The organism is Paenibacillus sp. IHBB 3054, assembly GCF_051594305.1.
Classification (GTDB): Bacteria; Bacillota; Bacilli; order Paenibacillales; family Paenibacillaceae; genus Paenibacillus_AQ.
Map to the genome: position 1 here is coordinate 77,654 of NZ_JBOFBG010000013.1, position 20,623 is coordinate 98,276.

General features: G+C 54.5%; 13 protein-coding genes. 2 read left to right on the forward strand and 11 right to left on the reverse strand.

What is annotated here, in order from left to right; translation table 11 throughout:
* Nucleotides 1-60: 60 nt before the first annotated feature.
* From ACQ76X_RS16375 to ACQ76X_RS16395, 5 genes are read right to left on the reverse strand one after another with little or no spacing between them, the layout of a single operon-like run.
* A complete protein-coding gene (locus ACQ76X_RS16375) occupies nucleotides 61-807 on the reverse strand; it encodes a GntR family transcriptional regulator (RefSeq protein ID WP_179091875.1) in 747 nt (248 codons plus the stop codon).
* Nucleotides 794-1,807 (reverse strand): sugar kinase, encoded by a 1,014-nt coding sequence (locus ACQ76X_RS16380; RefSeq protein WP_438495032.1) that lies wholly within the window; start codon nucleotides 1,805-1,807, stop codon nucleotides 794-796. The genes ACQ76X_RS16375 and ACQ76X_RS16380 overlap by 14 nt, the downstream gene beginning before the upstream one ends.
* Nucleotides 1,800-2,555: a 2-dehydro-3-deoxy-phosphogluconate aldolase gene (gene dagF, locus ACQ76X_RS16385; RefSeq protein ID WP_438495033.1), complete on the reverse strand. Its 756-nt coding sequence runs from the start codon at nucleotides 2,553-2,555 to the stop codon at nucleotides 1,800-1,802. The genes ACQ76X_RS16380 and dagF overlap by 8 nt, the downstream gene beginning before the upstream one ends.
* Nucleotides 2,548-3,660 (reverse strand): DgaE family pyridoxal phosphate-dependent ammonia lyase, encoded by a 1,113-nt coding sequence (locus tag ACQ76X_RS16390; RefSeq protein ID WP_438495034.1) that lies wholly within the window; start codon nucleotides 3,658-3,660, stop codon nucleotides 2,548-2,550. Before ACQ76X_RS16390 ends, dagF begins: the two co-directional genes overlap by 8 nt.
* Nucleotides 3,638-4,690: an amidohydrolase/deacetylase family metallohydrolase gene (locus ACQ76X_RS16395; protein ID WP_438495082.1), complete on the reverse strand. Its 1,053-nt coding sequence runs from the start codon at nucleotides 4,688-4,690 to the stop codon at nucleotides 3,638-3,640. Before ACQ76X_RS16395 ends, ACQ76X_RS16390 begins: the two co-directional genes overlap by 23 nt.
* Nucleotides 4,691-4,921: 231 nt before the next feature.
* Here ACQ76X_RS16395 and ACQ76X_RS16400 point away from each other — a divergent pair, with 231 nt between their 5' ends.
* Complete coding sequence (locus tag ACQ76X_RS16400) at nucleotides 4,922-7,258, forward strand: helix-turn-helix domain-containing protein (RefSeq protein ID WP_438495035.1); 2,337 nt, start codon at nucleotides 4,922-4,924, stop codon at nucleotides 7,256-7,258.
* A gap of 198 nt (nucleotides 7,259-7,456) precedes the next feature.
* Here ACQ76X_RS16400 and ACQ76X_RS16405 read toward each other — a convergent pair whose 3' ends face one another.
* From ACQ76X_RS16405 to ACQ76X_RS16430, 6 genes are read right to left on the reverse strand one after another with little or no spacing between them, the layout of a single operon-like run.
* Entirely contained in the window at nucleotides 7,457-8,473 is a 1,017-nt protein-coding gene (locus ACQ76X_RS16405) for a glycosidase (RefSeq protein ID WP_076114143.1), read from the reverse strand.
* A gap of 2 nt (nucleotides 8,474-8,475) precedes the next feature.
* Nucleotides 8,476-11,625, reverse strand: coding sequence for an alpha-mannosidase (locus ACQ76X_RS16410; RefSeq protein WP_438495036.1), 3,150 nt, complete (start codon nucleotides 11,623-11,625; stop codon nucleotides 8,476-8,478).
* A 3-nt stretch (nucleotides 11,626-11,628) separates the two neighbouring features.
* Nucleotides 11,629-13,932: a glycoside hydrolase family 3 N-terminal domain-containing protein gene (locus ACQ76X_RS16415; RefSeq protein ID WP_438495037.1), complete on the reverse strand. Its 2,304-nt coding sequence runs from the start codon at nucleotides 13,930-13,932 to the stop codon at nucleotides 11,629-11,631.
* A 33-nt stretch (nucleotides 13,933-13,965) separates the two neighbouring features.
* Complete coding sequence (locus ACQ76X_RS16420) at nucleotides 13,966-15,576, reverse strand: extracellular solute-binding protein (RefSeq protein ID WP_438495038.1); 1,611 nt, start codon at nucleotides 15,574-15,576, stop codon at nucleotides 13,966-13,968.
* A 38-nt stretch (nucleotides 15,577-15,614) separates the two neighbouring features.
* Nucleotides 15,615-16,526, reverse strand: a complete 912-nt coding sequence (locus ACQ76X_RS16425; RefSeq protein ID WP_438495039.1) for a carbohydrate ABC transporter permease — start codon at nucleotides 16,524-16,526, stop codon at nucleotides 15,615-15,617.
* A gap of 16 nt (nucleotides 16,527-16,542) precedes the next feature.
* Nucleotides 16,543-17,493, reverse strand: coding sequence for an ABC transporter permease (locus tag ACQ76X_RS16430; RefSeq protein ID WP_438495040.1), 951 nt, complete (start codon nucleotides 17,491-17,493; stop codon nucleotides 16,543-16,545).
* A gap of 357 nt (nucleotides 17,494-17,850) precedes the next feature.
* Here ACQ76X_RS16430 and ACQ76X_RS16435 point away from each other — a divergent pair, with 357 nt between their 5' ends.
* Entirely contained in the window at nucleotides 17,851-20,604 is a 2,754-nt protein-coding gene (locus ACQ76X_RS16435) for an alpha-mannosidase (RefSeq protein ID WP_438495041.1), read from the forward strand.
* Nucleotides 20,605-20,623 lie beyond the last annotated feature (19 nt).

The window sequence follows — 20,623 nt, forward strand, 5'->3', positions numbered from 1 at the left end:
ATTAGTTTTCCAGCTATTGAACTTATTCACCAATACTCTTATTCCGTATTACCGCCAGCTTTAAGTGTCATAACTGACCAGATAATGATGAAGCTCTGTGTTATAGCAGCCAACGCTGTGTTCGATCAGCCTGCCTTCCCCATCGTAGGAGTTGCGCAGGCGCTTGAGCACATGCGTCCCCGGTGGAAGCTTCAGCAGCAGACAGACCTCAGGAGGTGCCGGCTCCACAAAAAAACGGTCCTTGAAGTTCTCCAGCACAATGTCGTTCTCCTCCAAAGAGTCATACAGCGACTGGATATCCGCACCCATTTCTTTGGCACCTCCGCCGGGCAGCGCGTCTGCTGTCAGGAAGTGTATCAGATGAATATAAGGCTGTCCATTCAGAATGTAGAGACGTTCGATCCGCTGGCAATACGGACCGTGGCGATGGTATTCCTCCGTACCGGCATCATTCGTAATGAGCTCAGACACCAGCAGTCTTTTTTCCAGCTTATGTCCCTCTTCTACGAGCAGCTCAGTAAATTTTTTGCCCTTGGAGAGTTTCTGATAGGAGGTATTGCGCATCACAATGGTTCCGACGCCGCTTTTCTTTTGTACATAGCCCTCCTGGGACAGCTCCTGGACCGCGCCTCGGACCGTCATTTTACTGACACCGAATTCTTTTTCCAGCTGTGGCTCGGAGGGAATGATGCTCCCCAGAGGATATACACCGTGCAGAATCCGGTCTCTGAGGATTTTTTGAATTTGCTGATATAAAGGACCTTGCTTGCGTTTCAGGGACACGCGCCGTTCACTACCTTTCAACATCTAAGGTATGGTCTGACAACGCCCGGAGCACCTCACCCTCGGTAAAAAGTGCAGTGTCGCCTTGGGTGGTGTGGGCCAGCATCGCCGCCGCTGCTGCCATATTAACAGTTTGCTGCCACGGGTACTGCTGCAATTCCCCATGGATGATGGCGCTGGCAAAAGCATCACCGGCGCCAATCCGGTCAAATACAGGGAAGGTCAGCTTACGGGAAAACTCGAATGTACCTTGATGATAGATATATCCCGTTAAGGAATGCGTATTGTCAGCATTAATCTCACGGTGGGTTCCCGCTGCCGTTCCGATTCCGAATCGCTTCGCCACTTCAGGAATTGCTTGCTTCAACTGTGTTATTCTATCATATTCTCCAGTTCCGATGCCAAGAATAAACTGCGCGTCCTTTTCATTCATCATCACCGTATCCGCCAGCTCCAGCAGATCTTCATAATGCGGGCGGGCCTTGGCATAGTCATCCGTACCCCATAGCCCCGGGCGGTAATTGCAGTCAAAGACAACCTTGCCTCCGGCGCTTTTCACCTCCGCAGCAAGCTGCTTCATCTGCTTGCGCACTCCTTCATTCATAGCCAGCGTAATGCCGCACAAATGAAGGACGTCTACACGGGAGGCAAGAGCTGGCATATCATAATTGCCCGCCTCGGCGGTATTGAAGCTGCTGCCCAGCCGGTCTGTGTAAGTAACTCTGCCGGGGCGGACTCCAAAGCCATTTTCCAGAAAGTACATCCCCAGCTGCTTGCCGCCCCGGCTGATCAGTGACGTATCCACCCCAAGCTTGCGCAGATAAGCGATCGCCGCTTCACCTACCGGAGTTTCCGGCAAGGTGGTTATGATAGCACCGCCATGGCCATATCTGGCCAGTGCTGCCGTTACATTAACCCCGCTTCCGGAAAAAGAGTACTCCAGCCTGCTGCTCTGGACCAGCGTTTCATAGCCAGGAACCTGCAGCCTCATCATCACTTCGCCAAAAGCAGCAATCCTAGGCATACTGATCCACCAGCGATTTCATAGTTTCGAGCAGTCTGCGGACATCTTCTACGTTCGTATTCCCGGTCTGCGGGTCAATAATCGAGGAATAGACATGCGGTATGACCTGCGGCACGCCTGCCTGCAGCGCAATCTCCAGGATGGGGCCAAAGTTGTCCATGTCGATTCCACCCGTAGGCTCCAGAGCAAAGCCGGCTTCCCCGCAGGCCTTGGCAACCGCACGGTACTCCTCTTCCAGCTTCAGCCCCTGCATCGGATAATATTTGAGCGCATTGCCACCCATGTCACGAACCAGTGCAATGGCGGCATGAACCGGCACAATGGCTTGCGGCTTGTTCCCCGAGCTGATGGGACCGGTCGAAATATTTACATAGCCCGGCTTTCCGCAGGGAGAGACCAGGCTGTTGATCCAGCTGCCTTGGGCTCCCAGATTTGCGTGGGTCGCCCCCACTGCCGGAAATACCTGATTGATATGGCTTCCCGGATAGCTTTTGGCAATCTCCGCCACAACTGCCGCCTGCCGGTTGTCTCCGGCTCCCAGACCGATGGATACGGCATCTTGTATAGCTTGACCATATTCGGTCATGGCAGCTGCCGCTTCCTCCGCCGTGGCGTAATTTTTGGAGAGCACGCCTACCAGAACATGCCCCTCCGCGGCCGCATAAATCTCCTTGGCGTTCTCAATGCCGCCTGCCAAGACATTAAGTGCGGCTCTGTTCTTATACAAGCGCTGCTGAATGTTACTCATTCGGTTTACCCCCCACGATTTCGCTTATTCTGCTTACGATGACCTGAAGATCATCCCCTTGCAGAGACCTTGGATCGATATCGAAATAGCCCTGCTTCACGCCATAGTCCCGGGTATACACCGCAATCTCACCTTCACGCAGCCCGTCATTGACGGTCTTGGCATCCACCCCCGCAGCGGAGGACTCAATCTGGATGCGTCCACGGAATATGGCTCTGCCCGCTTCATCCTGCACGATGCGGACCGAAACTCCGGGCATCTCGGCCAACGGCTGAAGGCTCTCCAGAGCCTTTTTCTCCAATTCGCTGCTGTCGGCCTTGACCTGATATTCATCCAGGGCCTGGAGCAGCCCGAAGGTTGTCTCTTTGCCGACCTTCATGCTGCGGCCGATCCCGTGCAGTTGTACCTTTAGCCACTCGACATATTTCTTTCTGCCGGCGACAATGCCTGAGGTCGGACCTTCAATTGCCTTCGAGCCGCTGTAAATGGCAAGATCGGAATATTGGACATACTTCAGCAGATCCTCTTCCGCAGCCGCATCAATGATTAGCGGCACCCCTCTGCGCCCCGCAACCTCCCAGGCCTCTTCCACGGAAATCATATTCTTCTGAACGGTGTGATGGGATTTGACATAGAGAATGGCTGCGGTGCGCTCACAGATCGCCTGCTCAATATGCTCTTTGCGGCCTTCATTGGCGTATCCGGCCTCCACCACCCGGCCTCCGCCAAGGAATACCATGGTTTCGACCGGAGCTCCATACTGCACATTATGACCCTTCAGCATAATAATCTCGTTCTTCAGTACCGGCTCCTGATGCAGCCGGAGGCTGAGCCGCGGATCTCCGCCGGTCACGATGGCCGCCACCGACAGCGCGATGCCGCTGGATGCCGAATTCACGACAACCGCGCCTTCGGAACCTAGCAGCCGGGCAATGTAATCTCCGGATTTGTCCACAAGGTCCGCAATTTCCACATACTGCTGTCCGCCCTGCTTCATCGCCTCCATAACCGTATCTGTTGGTGCGGATACGCCAAGGATACTCATTCTTCCACTGGCATTAATAACGCGCTTCAATCCATATCTAGCATGTAATGAGTGACCCATTTATAAAGACTCCTTTTGCCTCAATATAGTGGTGCGCGACCCGGACATCGCCTTCCGAGTCCTTAAGCTGCTTCTCGCCTGCCTCCAGGGCAAACAAGGTCAGGTTCGCCTGCTGGCCTACTCTGATCTGCCCAAGCTCCGACTTGCCCAGCCACTCCGCTGCGCTGCTTGTGACTGCGCGGATGACCTCTTCCAGACCGTAGCCGAGATACAGAAATTTCGTCAGCACGTTCGACATACTGTACACCGGCCCGTTCAGACGGTTGCCCCGGTAGATATCTGTGCTGATTGTATTTAGCGCAATGCCTGCCGCCTTGGCCTGCTCTGCAATCCGGAAGGAGAAGCTCGCGGTGCCATGCCCCACATCCAGATGAACCCCGCGGGCGGAAGCATCCAGCAGCCCATGCAGCGGTGTGCCGTCCGCATGAAACAAATTATTGGACTTGCCGTTAAGATAATGGGTGATCACATCGCCCGGCCGCAGCAGCTCCAGCACTTCGGAAATAGCCGGCGGAGAGGAACCGATATGCACCATGAGCGGAAGCTTCGTTTCTTCCGACAGTCTGCGTGCCAGCTTGAGCGGCTCTATGCCGCTGTCTTTGACGACACTTTGGCTGATGCGGGCTTTCAGACCGACAATGAATTCAGGATAAACCGCTGCCGCCTCCAGGGCCTTGGCCCGGTCAATCCATTCCAGCTGGGACAGCTCATCTGTCCGTTCGAGCCCAATCCGTGATATATTCAACAACGCAAACACTCGTGTTGCAGCCTTCAGACTCTCAGTATAAAAAGCCCCGATCCGGTCTGAACCGCAGCTTCCGGCATCCACCAGCGTCGTTACCCCCTGCTTCACACCAATATCATCGATGTTATCGCCATAGGGATCAAGCTCAGGCACGGCATGCACATGCAAATCAATCCATCCGCTGGATCCATATAACCCTGAACAGTCCAGCCCGGTCTCTCCTTCAGCCTGGCCTGGCGGTGTAATGGCGCTGATGATCCCGTCCCGGATGGCGATATCAACCATTCGCCCGTCAACAAGCTGCAAATTGCGCAGCACATTCTCTGTGCCCACTCTTCCCATCTCCTTCTTCAACCCGGATAGCAGCATATTTGAATTTAAACTTAACTTGCTGCTCCATATTAAAGATTATAATGTTATAATGTTTATATTAGCATAAGTTTGATCAAGAAGAGAACAGTGATTTATTATTTAAATAATTCTAATTTGAACATCTTAACGCTGGAGGGACGCATAATGGCAAAATCTGCACTCAAGTCATCCTTGCTCGCCAGATTCCGGTTGAACTGGAATCATCTCAAATCCAAACTGCTGATGAAGTATGCTTTATCCTATATCCTCATGTTCCTTATTCCTTTAACCGCCGTAACTATCTTCGTCTATGAAAACGCTGTAAAGGGCCTCCGTGTCGAAATTGAGCAATCCAATGTCAACCAGCTCAACCAGGTGAAGAACACTATAGATACCCGTATGGTCGAGCTTCAGGAAATTTCGGGCAGAATTGCCTATGATAGACATCTCACTCCCTACATGGTAAGACATCCTTACTACAGCCTGGAGGCGATCCAGGCGCTGGCGAACTACAAAGCCAGCAGCAGCATTGCGGAAGACCTCTTTCTCTATTTTCATGATGATTCCAACATCTATTCTTACCGCGGGCTGGCCGATCTTAATGTTGCGTTCAATACCCTCTACCAATTTGAGCACTGGAGCCCGGAAAACATACGTCAGGCGCTTAACGAGACCAGACAGCCGTTGATGCGTCCTGCGGAGAATGTGACTGTCAACTCCCGCAAGGAATCCATGCTGGTCATGCTCGTTCCGGTTAAACCGAATGATCCGTTCCCCTATGGGACCGTCGTGTACCTGATGAAAGAATCGAAGCTGACCGGCGTCATGGATTCGATTCTCAGGAATTTCTCGGGAAGCAGTTATATCTTCAGCGCCACCGGTGAGGTGCTGACCACGAACAGCCACGGCGTCAACCTGCCCAAGGAGGAACTGAACACCTTGTCTACACTTGAGCCGGGCATACATAGTCTCGAGCTGGACGGTGAACAGTATTCTGTTGTCTCTGTACAATCCGAAGAAAATGGCTGGACCTACGTGACCACGATGCCAAGCTTCCAATTTTTCAGCCGCGTTGCCCATGTCCAGACCCTGATCCTGCTCGTCTTCTGTATTACGGTCATCACCGGCATAGCGGCCGCTCTGCTGCTGGCCAAACGCCAGTACCATCCGATCAAGGATCTGATGGAGTTCGCCAAGCTGAGAGGCAGCGGCAACGAGTCTCTCAAGCTCCGTAACGAATGGGAATGGATCCGGCAAACGCTTCATGAGTACAGTGCCAGAATTGATCTGCAGGAGCCGTTTGTCCGCAATCAGTGTATGCTGCTGCTGCTCAAGCACGGCAAGCCGGATGATCCCGAGATTGAACAGATGATTCTTAGCGCAGGCCTTAGGCATCCGCAAGGACAAGACCTCTATTTCTCGGCCATCCTGTCCTGGGATAACACTGTGCCGGGCGCCAGCTCCTCGCATGAACGCCATCTGCTGCAGGAGATGCTCAGCAATATATGCCTGCCCGGTCCTGATGCCCAGATTTTCGGTGTTGAATTCTCAGCCAAGGACCAGTTTGCCCTGATTATTTCACTTCCCGGCGATGAGGACGGACCGGTTCAGAGCCGCATGGAGCAGGTTATTGAAGCTGTTCAAGCTGTGATTCGCGAGCACTCGCAGCTGGCGCTGAGCATCGGTGTCGGCATGGCCTACAGGGACTTGGCGCGGCTCAATCAATCCTTCATCGAAGCCGCTGCAGCGCTGGAGCACCGGATGATCCGGCGCAGCGGGCAAGTGACCTACTTTGAGCAGCTGACCGAGCCGAATCCGCCTGCCGCTGAGAACTTCTGGATTCCACGCAACTCCATGCTGAAGCTGGAGCAGAGCCTTAAGCAGGGCAATGAATCCGTTGCCCGGCAAATGATTGCTGACACCATCGACACAATTAAGGATGAGCCGCTGCAGACTGGTCTGCTGCGCTGCATCTGTTTCGATCTGCTGAACGCTTTTCTGCGCACGGCCTCCGAGCTTGGTATGGACGAAGTGTTCGCAGATATGCCGGGACTAACCTCCTTCGAGACTCTCGAAGAGCTGGAGAGCCGCCTGCGCTCTCTGGCCACCGCCATCTGCGAGCAGGTTGAGCGGAATACGGAGACAGGTGAGTCCACATTAATGGACGACATACTTGTTTACGTAGACCAGCAATTCGCGGATTATACACTCAGTCTGGAGCATGTGGCGCTGAAGTTCGCCATATCGACCTCATATTTAAGCCGGAGCTTCAAAGAGAAGACCGGCAGCAATTTCTCACAGTATATCTGGCAGCGGCGGGTGGATGAGGTCATCCGGCTGCTGGAGAATACGAGTGCACCGCTTAAGGAAATCATTGAGCAGGTGGGTTATCTGGATGCGCCGAATTTCATCCGCAAGTTCAAAAAAGAAACCGGTCTGACGCCGGGACAGTACCGCAAGGACCATGCCTTGAAGGGAACTGCTGCGAAAAGACCGGTTTAAATTGGCGAAGCTTCCGCCCTTTCTTTATATGTTTTGGGGCCCCTGCAAAGTACCTGAGAAAACATCCAAGTGGAAACTGCTTTGCCGTCCTTTTTGTAGGACGGTATCGTTTCAGCGAGAAATAGAAGGATAATTTACAATGCGAAGCATATAAATTCTTATATTTGAAGCTAAGGCCCCACTTTGTGGGGTTATTTACTACTGTGCTTCCTTCAGGATATGCTCTACCAGCTCATCCAGTGGAACGGTTGCGAGCGCAATCGCCGTGTCCGTTACCCCGTAATAGATGTAAAGCAGTCCGTCTTTGACTACATTTCCAGTCGGGAAGATGACATTGGGGATCTGAAAACCGAATTTCTCATAATACGTCTCCGGCTCCATAATGAAATTATGTGTCCGGGCAATGATCTTCTCCGGCTGCTCCAAATCCAGCAGCATGGCTCCTACACGGTAGACAATATCCTCATCGACGCCGTGATAGAGCACCAGCCAGCCCTTGTCCGTACGTACCGGAGGTGTAGAGCCTCCGATCTTCCGCGATTCCCAGGATAGATTCCCGGCTGTGGCAAGCAGCTTGGGTTCTTCCCAATGGATAAGATCCTCGGAGTAGGTAATCCACATGGCCGCCTTCTCGGTTCCGTAGGCTTCACCCACGTATTCCTCGGGACGGCGCAGCAGCACGAATTTGCCGCCTATTTTCTCAGGGAACAGAATATTATCCCGGTCATTGATATCCAGTGGTGTCGTGTCCGCAACAAACTCCCAGTCCAGCAGATTATCCGATTTCAGAATGGATGACCGGGTCAGCCAATGTCCCTCCTCTTCCCCCCAGCCATCCGGGTATTCCGGAATGGAGCGCTCCGGGACACCCGCCCCGGTAGGATAATAGCTCATGGCGCAGGGGCGCAGGGCATAGTTCAGATAAAAGGTTCCGTCGATTTTGACAATCCGCGGGTCCTGCACACTGCCGTAAGGAAATCCCAGCATATCGGGTGTCACAATCGGCTCATCCTTCACGTGGGTAAAGTTCACGCCGTCCTCGCTCTCCAGCAGGCCCAGAAAGTTCTTGCACGGGGTCAGAGAACCTGCGGTGCGCTCGATCATATAGAATTTCCCGTTATCGATGATGACCGCAGGATTGAAGACCGTAACCTTTCGCCATTCATAACCGCCAGGGACGACGATCGGATTATTCGGATGTCTTGTGATTTGCATGTCTATTCCTCCTGCGAATAATGTTCATGGTATAGTTTGATTGTTTGAACCTCATAGGGTTTAAAAGAAAGCGGTATAACTCCACCGGAAGACTCCACGGGACCCGTCTCAGTCTCCAGCAGATTCACCCGGCAGGCGCGGATATCATCAGCCTTCCAGTTCAGCACGGCCGTATCTCTGCTGCCTGCGGATTCATACAGCCGGACAACGGTCCCGCTGCCGTCCTCTGCACTCTTGATCGTATCGAGCACCACATGCCCGCTCTGAAAACCAAGCCAGGCATAGGTACCCGGATAGCTGCCGGGATGAGACTCTTCGCTGACCGCCAGCAAGGGTTCGTTCAACTCCGCCGCTTCCCGCACAACAGCACTCTGACGCCATTCGCCAGCGTGGGGATACAGAGAATACGTAAACTCATGTTCCCCCTGATCCGCATAGCGGTCCGGCCAGCGGGGGGCGCGCAGCAGTGAGAGGCGCAGCACTCCGTCATGGATGTCATAGCCGTATTTGCAGTCATTCAGCAGACTGACGCCATAGCCCCCCTCGGACAAATCCGCCCAGCGGTGGCCGCAGACCTCGAATTGTGCCTGCTCCCAGCTGGTGTTGCGGTGGGTCGGACGCTCCAGTGCTCCGAACGGAATCTCATACGTAGCCTTCGCGGCCACAATGTCCACCGGAAAAGCAGCCTTCAGCACCTTGTGCTCCTCTTTCCAGCTTACGCGGGTCTGGAAATCTACCCTGCGGCTGTGCCGGGGCAGAATGATCTCCTGCTCAATCAGGGATTCATTCAGCTGCCAGCGGAATTTCAGCACCGTCAGTGCAGGTCCGCTGACCAGGACCTGCCGGTCCAGCAGCTTCGCCCGGCCTGCAGGCTGCTGCTCATAACGCGGGTCCAGGTCCCAGGCATCCCATAGAGGGGGAGTATCATGATAGAACTGCAGCTGGTTGCCGGTCTGCCCGGGCTGAAGCAGCTCCCGGCTGGCACTCTTGTCGTACCAGCGGCTGATTTCCCCGTCTTCATTAAACTTAAGAATATAATGCTCCGTCTCCCATTGCTCCGGGAAGGCTTCTCCGGCGCTGAGTTGTCCCTGAGGCTCATGCCGTCCGCCGGCTTGTTCCGCTTCCCGCAGCCAGAATGTCCGGCAGCCAAAGGCAGGGACCCTGCGGACCCGGACTGCCAGCGTATAGCTGCCGCCGGCTCCATCCGTGTTCCAGCATTCGCTATCCAGCAAGCCGTCTTCATCGAACGCCTGCACCGCAGTCAGACTGCTGTCCCCCTCAAGCCGGATCAGCTCCGTCCGCTCCCAGCCCAGGCTGTTGAAGACCACATAGGGACGGCCCTCCTCCGAAGTATCCACTCCGCTTGCCAATGCACGGAGTGAAGTGTCCAGCACCTGCTGGCCCAGGCTGAATATTCCCGCGTATTGCTCCCGCGAGGTAGTGTACACTTCCGGAATTGAAGTACCCGGGATGATGTCATGGAACTGATTAAGCAGCAGCAGCTTCCATCCTTCGGCAAGCTCCGGATATTCCGGCTCCAGATGCTTCAGAAGCCCGCTCTTTTCCGCGAGTACACTCCAGATCTCTGCTTGCCGGTACAGGACCTCCGCTTTGCGATTGCTGCGTTTATTAAAGGCATGTGTAGTGAACGTTCCCCGGTGAAGCTCCAGATAGAGGTCGCCGTGCCACGCGGGAAGCTCCGGCTGGCGCAAGCTGATCTCCGAGAAAAAAGCCTCCGCAGTAGAGAATCTGCTGACTGGCTGGCCCGGCGTCAGGCCGGTACGGGCCACGTATTCCAGCATTTCATGGGTGACCCCTCCTCCGCCGTCACCGTGGCCATAAAGCAGCATCAGCTCATCATGCCGGTCCTTCTGGGCATAGGCCTGCCAGTGCTCCTGGACATCCTTCGGATGGGTATGCTCGTTTACCCCGTGGTTCTGATAGGCCACGATCTTCGTTCCGTCAATGCCGACCCAGTGGAACAGCGTATGCGGGAAGGGATTGGTATCATTCCAGCCGAGCTTGGTTGTCATGAAATAATCAATTCCAGCCTGCTTCAACAGTTGTGGCAGAGAAGCACAATAGCCGAAGGTGTCAGGCAGCCATTCAATCGTGGACCGCTTGCCGAATTCCTCCATATAGAAGCCCTGACCATACAGCATCTGCCGCACCAGCGATTCCCCGCTCGGGATATTTAAATCCGGTTCCACCCACATGCCTCCGACCAGTTCCCACCGCCCCTCGGCAATCCGTTTCTTAATCCGTTCGTACAGCTGCGGATAGTTCGCCTTAGCAAAGGCATACAGCTGTGGCTGGCTCTGGGAGTAGCGGAAGTCCGGATACTTATCCATCAATGCGCAGACCGTAGAGAAGGTCCGGCTGACCTTGCGTACCGTTTCCCGGACCGGCCACAGCCAGGCAATATCAATATGCGACTGGCCCACCATGTGCATCGTCCCGGCGGACAACCCTTCTGACCTTTCCGCCGCTACCTCCGCCCGCAGCTGCTGTTCAGCACCTGCGACGGAATTGCCGTCATGGAGCAGATGCTCCTTCATGTAGAGCGTATCCATCACCCGCTCCAGCGCCTTCAGGGTACGTATGCGGCGCACATCCTCTACAGGCAGCAGCAGGGCCGCTTCATGCGCCGTCTTCACCGTATGCAGCAGGCTGTATACGGGAGGATTCACACGCACGAGTGTGATTTCGATCCCAGTCAGCGGCGGCTTAATCACCGCCTGGCGGTTCAGGGGATCCTCAGGCTCAGGCACCGGATCATACAGCTCAATGCCGAGCTGAAGATCCTCTCCTGCAGCGCCGGGAGGCAGAGGAATGAACCAATGATTGCTGTCCAGGCCATGGTGCGGCACTCCATTAATACTCAGGAGGCCTTCCCCGCGGCCCAGATAGAGCAGTGCAATCTCTTCGCGCGGCCAGTCTTCCGGAACCGCGACCTGATGCTGAAGGAAATACGTGGTGCCATAGCCTCCGTCGAGCCGTGATATCTTGTAATTCTGATGAAGCTCCTCTTCGTGCTCGAATAAGCCGGGAGAGACGTAGCGGGACTTACGCAGACTCCATTCCTTCAGCTCTATCTTCTCCGCCCACTGGCCTTCCGCCAGCCAGCCGATAAAACGGTTCATACGCTTCATAGCTCAGCCCTCCTCCCTGACATGGAGCGGTGCCGTCAAATATTCTGCAGAGTGAGGTCCCGCCATGATCGTAAATTCCCCTGGCTCAACGATCCGTGTTAAATCTGCCGATACGTATTCCAGTTGCTCCCTGCCGACCTTGAACGTAACCGTCTGCATGTCTCCCGGCTGGAGGCTGATCTTGCGGAAGGCCTTAAGCTGCTTCTCAGGACGCGTTATGCTGGAGGCCAGGTCTGAAATATACAGCTGAACCACCTCACTCCCCGTCCGGGCACTTGAATTGGTTACATCAACGGATACACGCGCTTCACCATCCGCAGAAATGACGGAGGGCTCCACCTTCAAGTTGCTGTATTTGAATTCGCTGAAGCTAAGTCCGTAGCCGAACGGATACTCGGCATTAAAGTCCGTCTCCAGGTACCGTTTGCCTCTCGTCCGCCGCTTGTAGTAATACACGGGGAGCTGACCGGCATGCTTCGGAATACTGATGGTCAGCCGCCCGGAAGGGTTCACTGCGCCGAAGAGAATATCGGCAATGGCATGCCCGCCTTCCTGACCGGGGTACCAGGCTTCCATAATGGCATCGGCATGCTCTACAATCCATGACTCGGCAATCGGACGGCCATTGATATAGACGACAATCAGCGGCTTACCCAGCTTGTGGATTTCCTGCACCAGCTCAAGCTGCACGCCCATCAGATTCAGTGTGGCACGGTCAATGCCCTCGCCGCACTCCATATCGCTCCAGGAATGTTCGGTCACGACAGAAGCACCGGTGAGCAGATCAATCGTCCCTTCGCCAAAGTCTCGGCTACTTGAGCCGCCAATCGCCAGCACAACGGCATCAGCCTCGGATGCACAGGCCAGCGCATGCGCGAAGCCTTCCCGGGAATCGCCTTTAATCCGGCAGCCCGGAGCATACAGCACTCTGTCCAGCTCGTCGCCCAGCGCATTTCGAATCCCGTCCAGCACAGTGACAATAGCGCCTTTGGGCTGAGGCGAGGTATAATCGCCCAGCTGATTGTACGATGCGTCCGCATTGGGTCCTATAACTGCGAGCTTCCCGATCCGCTTGCTTAGCGGCAGCGTTCCGCCCTCATTCTTCAGCATAACAATGCTCTCGCCGGCAATACGCCGCGCCAGTTCCCGGTGCTCCGGCTTGCCTATCGTCCGCTCGGCCTGCTCAGGATCGGCAAAAGGACGGTCGAACAGCCCGAGCTTGAACTTCAGCTCCAGAATCCGGGCAGCAGCGCGATCCAGGTCGGACTCCTGCAGCCGTCCATGCTGGATAGCGTCGGAAATATGCTTCTCGAACATCTCCCCCGACATCTCCATATCGATTCCGGCCAGCAGCGCCTGGGCCACCGCCGCTTCCCCGCTGTCCGCTGTGTTATGCCCGTTCGTCAGCATGCCCAGCGCTCCGCAATCCGTGATCACGAACCCGTCAAAGCCCCATTGTTTCCGCAGCACATCCTGCAGAAGATAACGGTTCGTCGTGCAAGGAACACCGTCAATTTCATTGTAAGCGGTCATAATAGACAAGGCTCCGGCTTCCACCGCTTTACGGAAGGGCAGCAGATCCACCTCATGCAGCTCGCGGAGCCCCATATGCACGGGCGCGGAATTCCGTCCGCCTTCCGAGCTGCCATAGGCGGCGAAATGCTTCAGAGTCGCCAGAACGGAGTCATCTGCATCCAGCCGTTCGCCCTGCAATCCCTTTACCGCCTCCACTCCCATCGTGGCAATCAGGAACGGGTCTTCGCCAAAAGTCTCCTCTGTCCGCCCCCAACGCGGATCCCGCACCACATCCAGCACCGGCGAATAGGTCGCCGCTCCGCCCTGGCTGCGGGTCTCGAGTGCCACTACCCGGCACATCTCCCGGTACAATTCGGGATTCCACATACTACCCAGGGCCAGCGGCACTGGAAATACAGTCGCACCAATAGCCATATGCCCGTGTGAGCATTCCTCGCCAAACAGGATTGGAATGCCAAGACGGCTCTCCTTCATGGCATAAGCCTGAATGGCATTAACCGCCTCCGCCCCCTCCTTCGGGGACAAGCCCGTCTCCAGTGTGACGCCAGTCCATGGATCTGCACGCAGAGTTCCATACAAAGAGCCAACGCCTCCGCTTGCGACCTGTCGCTTGAAGGCTTCCGTCATACCCGTGGTTCCGTCCGGACGCTTCTCATAGCATTGCCACCCGAAAGGCTGGACTAATTGCCCAGCCTTCTCTCCAAGTGTCATGCGCTGCAACAGGTCCTGTACACGATCCGCCACAGGGCGTGTTTTATCCTTATAGATCATTTCTACAGCACCTTTCTGCACAAAAGACCTGAATTAGTTGGATTTCCAGCGGTCATATGCAGCCTGATTGATCTCGGCCACACGCTCACCGCCCATTTTCTTGACAGTCGCCACATAATTATCCCAGCCGGAGAGCGGCTCGGCACCGGTGATGAACTTCGCTTCCATCTGCTTCACATACGTGCTCAGATCCGAATTCAGACTGCTGATTTCGGTCTGCTCTTCCACGGTGAGGAACAAGGCCGGGAACGGAATCCGCGCTCCCTTATCGAGAAGCTTTTGCTTAGTCTCCTGCTCCACCCAAAGGTCAAAGTCCGTCTTCAGACCCTTGTTGATATCATCCATGGAGAGGGTTGGGGCCGGGATGCCGTAGTTAGGCGTCAAGGTCGCCCGGTAATCTTCCATTTCCTTGCCGTCCGGTACAGGCAGGTACTCCTTGACTCTATTTTCTTTATCAGTGTAATTCCAGAGTGTTCCCTCCGGCCCTTTATTGAAGAACAGCGCGCCTTCATAGGAATACAGATAATCTACCCAACGGATGGAGGCTTCAGGCTGCGGGTTGCTCTCGGAGATGGCGAACGCGCCGGTAGTAATCCCTCTGTTCTTGGCAATAGCCGGGGCGGCAACCGATTCGCTGTGAACCGGCGCAAACATCGGATCTGCCGTCGAAGGCTCTCCGCCTTTAGTCATATAAGCATGCCAGTCAGAGAACAGGGCAACGCGGTTGTCCTGCGCCTTAGCCTTTTTCTGCTCTGCGGTCTGCGAGAAGCTCTCTTGGTCCAGCAGTTCTTCGGACCACAGACGGTTCATATAGGTCAAATACTCCTTAAAGCCTTCCTCAAGCGGTGTATAATGCACCGTGTCGCTGTCATCCACGTAGATTTCTTCCTCATAGATGCCGAAAGCGCCCAGCAGCCACGTGCGGATATCGCGGAGATTCGCTGCGGTTGTCGTCACCGAGGAGATGGGAATTTCGTCTGCGACGCCGTTGCCGTTCGGATCTTCCTCCTTCACGCGCTTCAGATAGGTATACAGCTCTTCGGTCGTTTCAGGAAGCTTGTCAATATTCAGCGCCTTCAGGAAATCCCCGTTATACCACATCGGGTTGCGGTACCAATGCTGGCTGAGCTCCACCACCGGCAAGGAATAAATATGCCCGTCCGGTGCTGTAATCGACTTGCGGACATCGGGATTCTCCTCCAGCAGCGCCTTGAAGTTCGGGGCATATTCATCAATCAGATCCTCCAGGGGAATCAGGATACCCTGCTCTCCATAATTCATCTGTTCTGCAGTCGTCAGACCGGCAGCATAAAAAATATCCGGGTAATCCCCGCTCGCAAACACCAGATTCTTTTTAGTCTCAAAGCTGTCCTTCGGCGCATTCTGGTATTCCAGCGTAATGCCGGTAAGCTCCTGCATCTGCTGAAGCACAGCCATGTTCTCCCAGTTTTGAATCCCTACATCCGGTGCCAGCATCGTTAACGTAACGGGTTCACTTACAATCGGAAATCCTTCCTTGCTCACAGTGACTTCTGCGGTACCGCTGTTCGCTGCCCCTTCTTTCGAATTGCCGCAGCCTGCCAGCAGTGTCAGGATCACAGCTGAAGACAGCAGAAACTTCCATGGTTTACGTGTGGTCTGCATAGATGATTCCTCCCTTATTATCATTACATTTTATACACTTACCCTTTGACAGAGCCAATCATGACCCCTTGGACAAAGTAACGCTGCAGGAACGGATAGACAGCCACAATGGGCAGGGTGGAGACGACAATGACTCCATATTTGATCAGCGATGCCGTTTCTGCCTTCGAATTCATGGCCATCGCCACCTCGCTGTTAATCGCGGCCCCCGTGGTTTCGGCCGACATTTCCTGAAGGACAAGGATCTGGCGCAGAACCATCTGCAGCGGATACTTGGCTTCATCATTCAAATAGATCAGGGACGGAAAATAGCTGTTCCAGTGGCCTACACCATAGAACAAGGCCATAACGGCTACAATCGGTGCGGATAGCGGCAAAATAATGCGGATGAACAGCTTCAGATTCGTACAGCCGTCAATGTGTGCCGCCTCCTGCAGCTCCTTAGGGATGGTCGTCTGAAAAAATGTGCGGGCCACGACGATGTTCCAGACTGAAGCGGCCACCGGCAGTATCAAAGCACCCATACTATTAATGAGGCCCAGGTTCTTGATCAGCAGATACGTCGGCACCAGTCCGCCGCTGAAGAACATCGTGAACAGAATGATGCCCATAAACAGCTGGCGTCCGACAAAATCAGATCTGCTGAGCGCATAAGAGGCCGGCAGGGTAACGGCGAGATTGAGCAAGGTACCTACCGCCGTGTAGATAATTGTGTTCAAATAACCATTCCATATCTTAGGGTTCTCAAAAACAAGCTTGTAGCCGTCCAGAGTCACATTCTTCGGAAACAGCCACATGGCCCCCGAATTGACGTCCTGCGGGGAGCTGATTGAAGCGCTGAGAATATAGATCAGCGGATAAAGGACAACCACCAGCGCAAGACATAAATAAATATAGGTGCTGATCAGAAACAGCTTATCCCCCCTGGATTCTTTCATTGCAGTAACCATAGACTTCAACTCCTTTCTACCAGAGGCTGTTCTCACTGGTGCGTTTGGCAATCCGGTTGACGGTAACCAGCAGAATGACGTTGACCACCGAGTTGAACAATCCGACAGCCGTTGAGAAACTGTATTGGGCGTTCACCAGGCCGGCGCGGTATACATAGGTGGAGATTACATCGGAAGCTTCCATATTGAGCGAGTTCTGCAGCAGCAGAATTTTCTCGAAGCCAAGGCCGAGAATATTACCCATATTCAAGATCAGCATGATCGTAATCGTCGGCACAATTGTCGGCAGATTGATATGCAGCACCCGTTTGAGCCGGCTCGCTCCATCCACTATAGCCGCTTCATGCAGCTGGGGGTCTACGCCCGAGAGGGCCGCAAGATAAATAATGGTCCCCCACCCCGTGCTCTGCCAGACGCCCGAGAAGACATACACCGTCTTGAACCAGGCCGGATCGGTCAGAAACTGTGCAGGCTGAAATCCGAGAAACTCAATGACCCGCACAATCATTCCGATAGAGGGTGATAAAAAGGTAATGATCATCCCTGCCATGACAACTACAGAAATGAAATGCGGTGCATAGGTGACCGTCTGGACCGATTTTTTGAACGGGCCGTTGCGGACCTCATTGAAGGCCAGCGCCAGAATAATCGGCAGCGGAAACCCGATCGCAAGTTCATAGAAGCTGATGCTGAAGGTATTCCAGAGCAGATCCCAGAAAAAATAGGAATTGAAGAACCGTTCGAAATGGTCAAAACCAACCCATTCACTGCCCGTGATTCCTTTGGAAGGCACGAAGTTCTTAAAAGCAATCTGGATGCCGTACATCGGACCATAATGAAAAACGAAGAAATACAGTAATGCGGGAAGCATGAACAGATAAAGCTCCCAGTTTTTCCAGATCCTTTTGCCAAGGGACTTGTTCTTCAATGAAGGACTTCCGGATACCGCAGCGTTACTCCCCTTCATTCTTCCACTCCTCTCTATGTTAGTTTCCATAACATTAAGTCGTGTAGCTGCTTCGCATTCTTCATAATGCAACTCTTGCTAACGCTTACAACACAAATTGTAGTGAAACTAAGCTGACATCGTAAATATGTAGGTTCTGCATTGTCATGTTAAGGGAGTGTAAAACCGCGCTGCTACGGCACTTTCCGGCCTGCTCTGCCATTGTCACCTTCGTATGGACCACCGCCTGAAATGTGTGAATTATGAACCTCCCTCCGGGCTGCAAAAGTTACATATTGTGATCACAGGACAGGTATGCAAACATTTGCTACGAATGCCTGACTAAATGATTGACTGACGATATAGGAGGTTTCTGTCATGACCCGTACAACCGCCCACCTGATCTCCCACACGCATTGGGACAGGGAATGGTACATGCCTTACGAGCGTCATCATGCTCTGCTGGCGAAGCTGATGAATGAACTCCTGGAGACCCTGGAGAAGGACGAACGCTACCGTTATTTCCACCTGGACGGACAGACCATTATTATTGAAGACTATCTTCAGGTTCATCCTGAGAAAAGAGAAATCCTGGAGCAATTCATCCGTGAAGGACGCATTGTCATCGGACCCTGGTATGTGCTGCAGGATGAATTCCTGACGAGCTCGGAAGCCAATGTCCGCAATCTGCTGATCGGCCATCAGGATGCGGCCAAGTATGGCGTCATCTCCAAGCTGGGCTATTTCCCCGATTCCTTTGGCAATATGGGACAAGCACCGCAGCTGCTCCGGCAGGCAGATATTGAGACTGCAGTGTTCGGACGCGGTGTGAAGCCGACTGGCTTTGACAATATGGTCGGTGAGCTGAACAGTGCAAGCTATGAATCGCCTTATTCCGAAATGTTCTGGGAGTCTCCCGACGGCTCAAGCGTGCTCGGACTGCTCTTTGCGAACTGGTACAGCAACGGTAACGAGGTGCCTGTGGAGGCGCAGGAAGCCACGGCCTTCTGGGACAAAAAGCTTGCCGATGCCGGTAAATATGCCTCCACCCCGGAGCTGCTGTTCATGAACGGCTGTGATCATCAGCCTGTGCAGCGCAATCTCGCCGATGCCTTGGAGACCGCCAGGGAGCTGTATCCGGATGTGGATTTCGTCCATTCCAGCTTCGAGCAGTATTTGCAGGCGCTTAAGCCCTCGCTGCCTGAAGATCTCGTGACCGTGAACGGCGAGCTGCGCAGCCAGCACACCGACGGCTGGGGCACGCTTGTGAACACCGCTTCCGCCCGCGTCTACCTGAAGCAGATGAACCAGCGGGGTCAGACCCTGCTGGAGAAGGGCGCCGAGCCTCTGGCTACACTGGCTTATCTGGTCAGCGGGAAGGCTTATCCCCATGCATTGCTAACCTACGCCTGGAAGACCCTGATGCAGAATCATCCGCATGACAGCATCTGCGGCTGCAGCGTGGATGAGGTTCACCGCGAAATGATTGGACGCTTCGAGAAGAGCAGACATGTGGGTGAAGCCATTATTGAAGAAAGCCTGAAGGCCATAACCGGAGTGATCGGTACTGCAAACACGGCTTCCTGGGGGGAATCCGCCGTTCCGGCAGCGGTCTTCAATACTACAGGCTGGGAACGCAGCGGTACGGTAAGCGTGGAGGTCATTGTCGGCAAGCGCTATTTCAAGGAAGGGCCGAACCCGGCGGCGATTGCCGAGGCGCTGGACCGGCTGCCGCTTGATCTGGACAACGGCCGGCTGCTGGACAGTGAAGGGCGGAGCATTTCCTGCCGGGCGGAAGATCTGGGCACCCAGTTCGGCTATGAGCTGCCGGACGACCAGTTCCGCAAGCCTTATATGGCCCGCAAACTCCGTCTGACCTTCGAGGCCGCACAGGTACCACCGCTCGGCTACAAAACATATGCCTGGATACAGTCACCGGATGTCCGTACCGAAGCTGCTGCCAGTCCACTGAGACTCATGGAACAGGGAATGGCCAACGACTTCCTCGCTATTGGGATCCGGGAGGACGGCTCCTATGATGTAACGGACAAACATACCGGTAAAGTCTTTAAGGGACTCGGCGTCTATGAGAACTGCGGCGATGTGGGGAATGAGTATGTGTTCCGTCAGCCGGAGGGCGATGTGCCGCTGACTACCCGTGGTCTCACGGCCCGTATCTCTCTTGCCGAGCATGAACCCTACCGCATTACCTACGAAATCGTCCACGAATGGGAAATCCCAGCTTCCGCCGATGCTGCGTTCGCGGAAGAGAAACGCAAAATGGTTCCGTTCCGGCAACGCAAGGCAGGACGTTCCTCGGAGCAAGTGCCGCTGCGGATCGTGACCCGGATCAGCCTTGAGGCTGCAGGGACCGGCATTCAGGTCTCTGCCAAGTTTAATAATCAGGCCATGGACCACCGGCTGCGCGTCCTCTTCCCTACTAGTCTTGCCGCCTCCACCCTTCTGGCCGATTCCATATTTGAAGCGGCGGAGCGCGATATTGATCCGGCTCCCGATTGGATTAATCCAAGCAACGCCCAGCATCAGCAGGCTTTTGTCAGTGTGTCGGATGGCAGCGCCGGACTTATGATCGCCAACAAAGGACTGAATGAATACGAGGTCCTGCGCGACGGGAGGAATACCATTGCTGTGACTCTGCTGCGCAGCGTGTCGGAGTTGGGGGACTGGGGTGTGTTCCCTACACCGGAAGCCCAGTGCCTGGGTGAGCATACCGTAGAATTTGCGATTCGTCCTTATGCCGGAGATGCTGCCGAGCCCGAGGCTTTTGCCTGGGCCTATCAATATCAGGCCCCATGGTTCACTACCCAGACCGGCTGGCAGCAGGGCTCCTTGCCTGCCGAGTATCAGCCACTGGAGTGGCAAGGCCGCACACTGGCCCTCTCCGCATTCAAAATGTCCGAAGACACTGAGGACGTTGTCCTGCGGTGGTATAATCTGGCGCACAAGGAGCAGGACTTTACGCTTAAGGCTCATTTTCCCGTACAGGCTGCATACGCCAGTGATATTCTGGAGCGGCGGAACCACAGGGAAGCATCAGACGAAGGAATCCTTCGCAGTTCCGTCAGCAAAGCCCAAATTGTCACCTATGCACTGCAACCGTTACAACCCTAATATCAACCATACCAGGAGG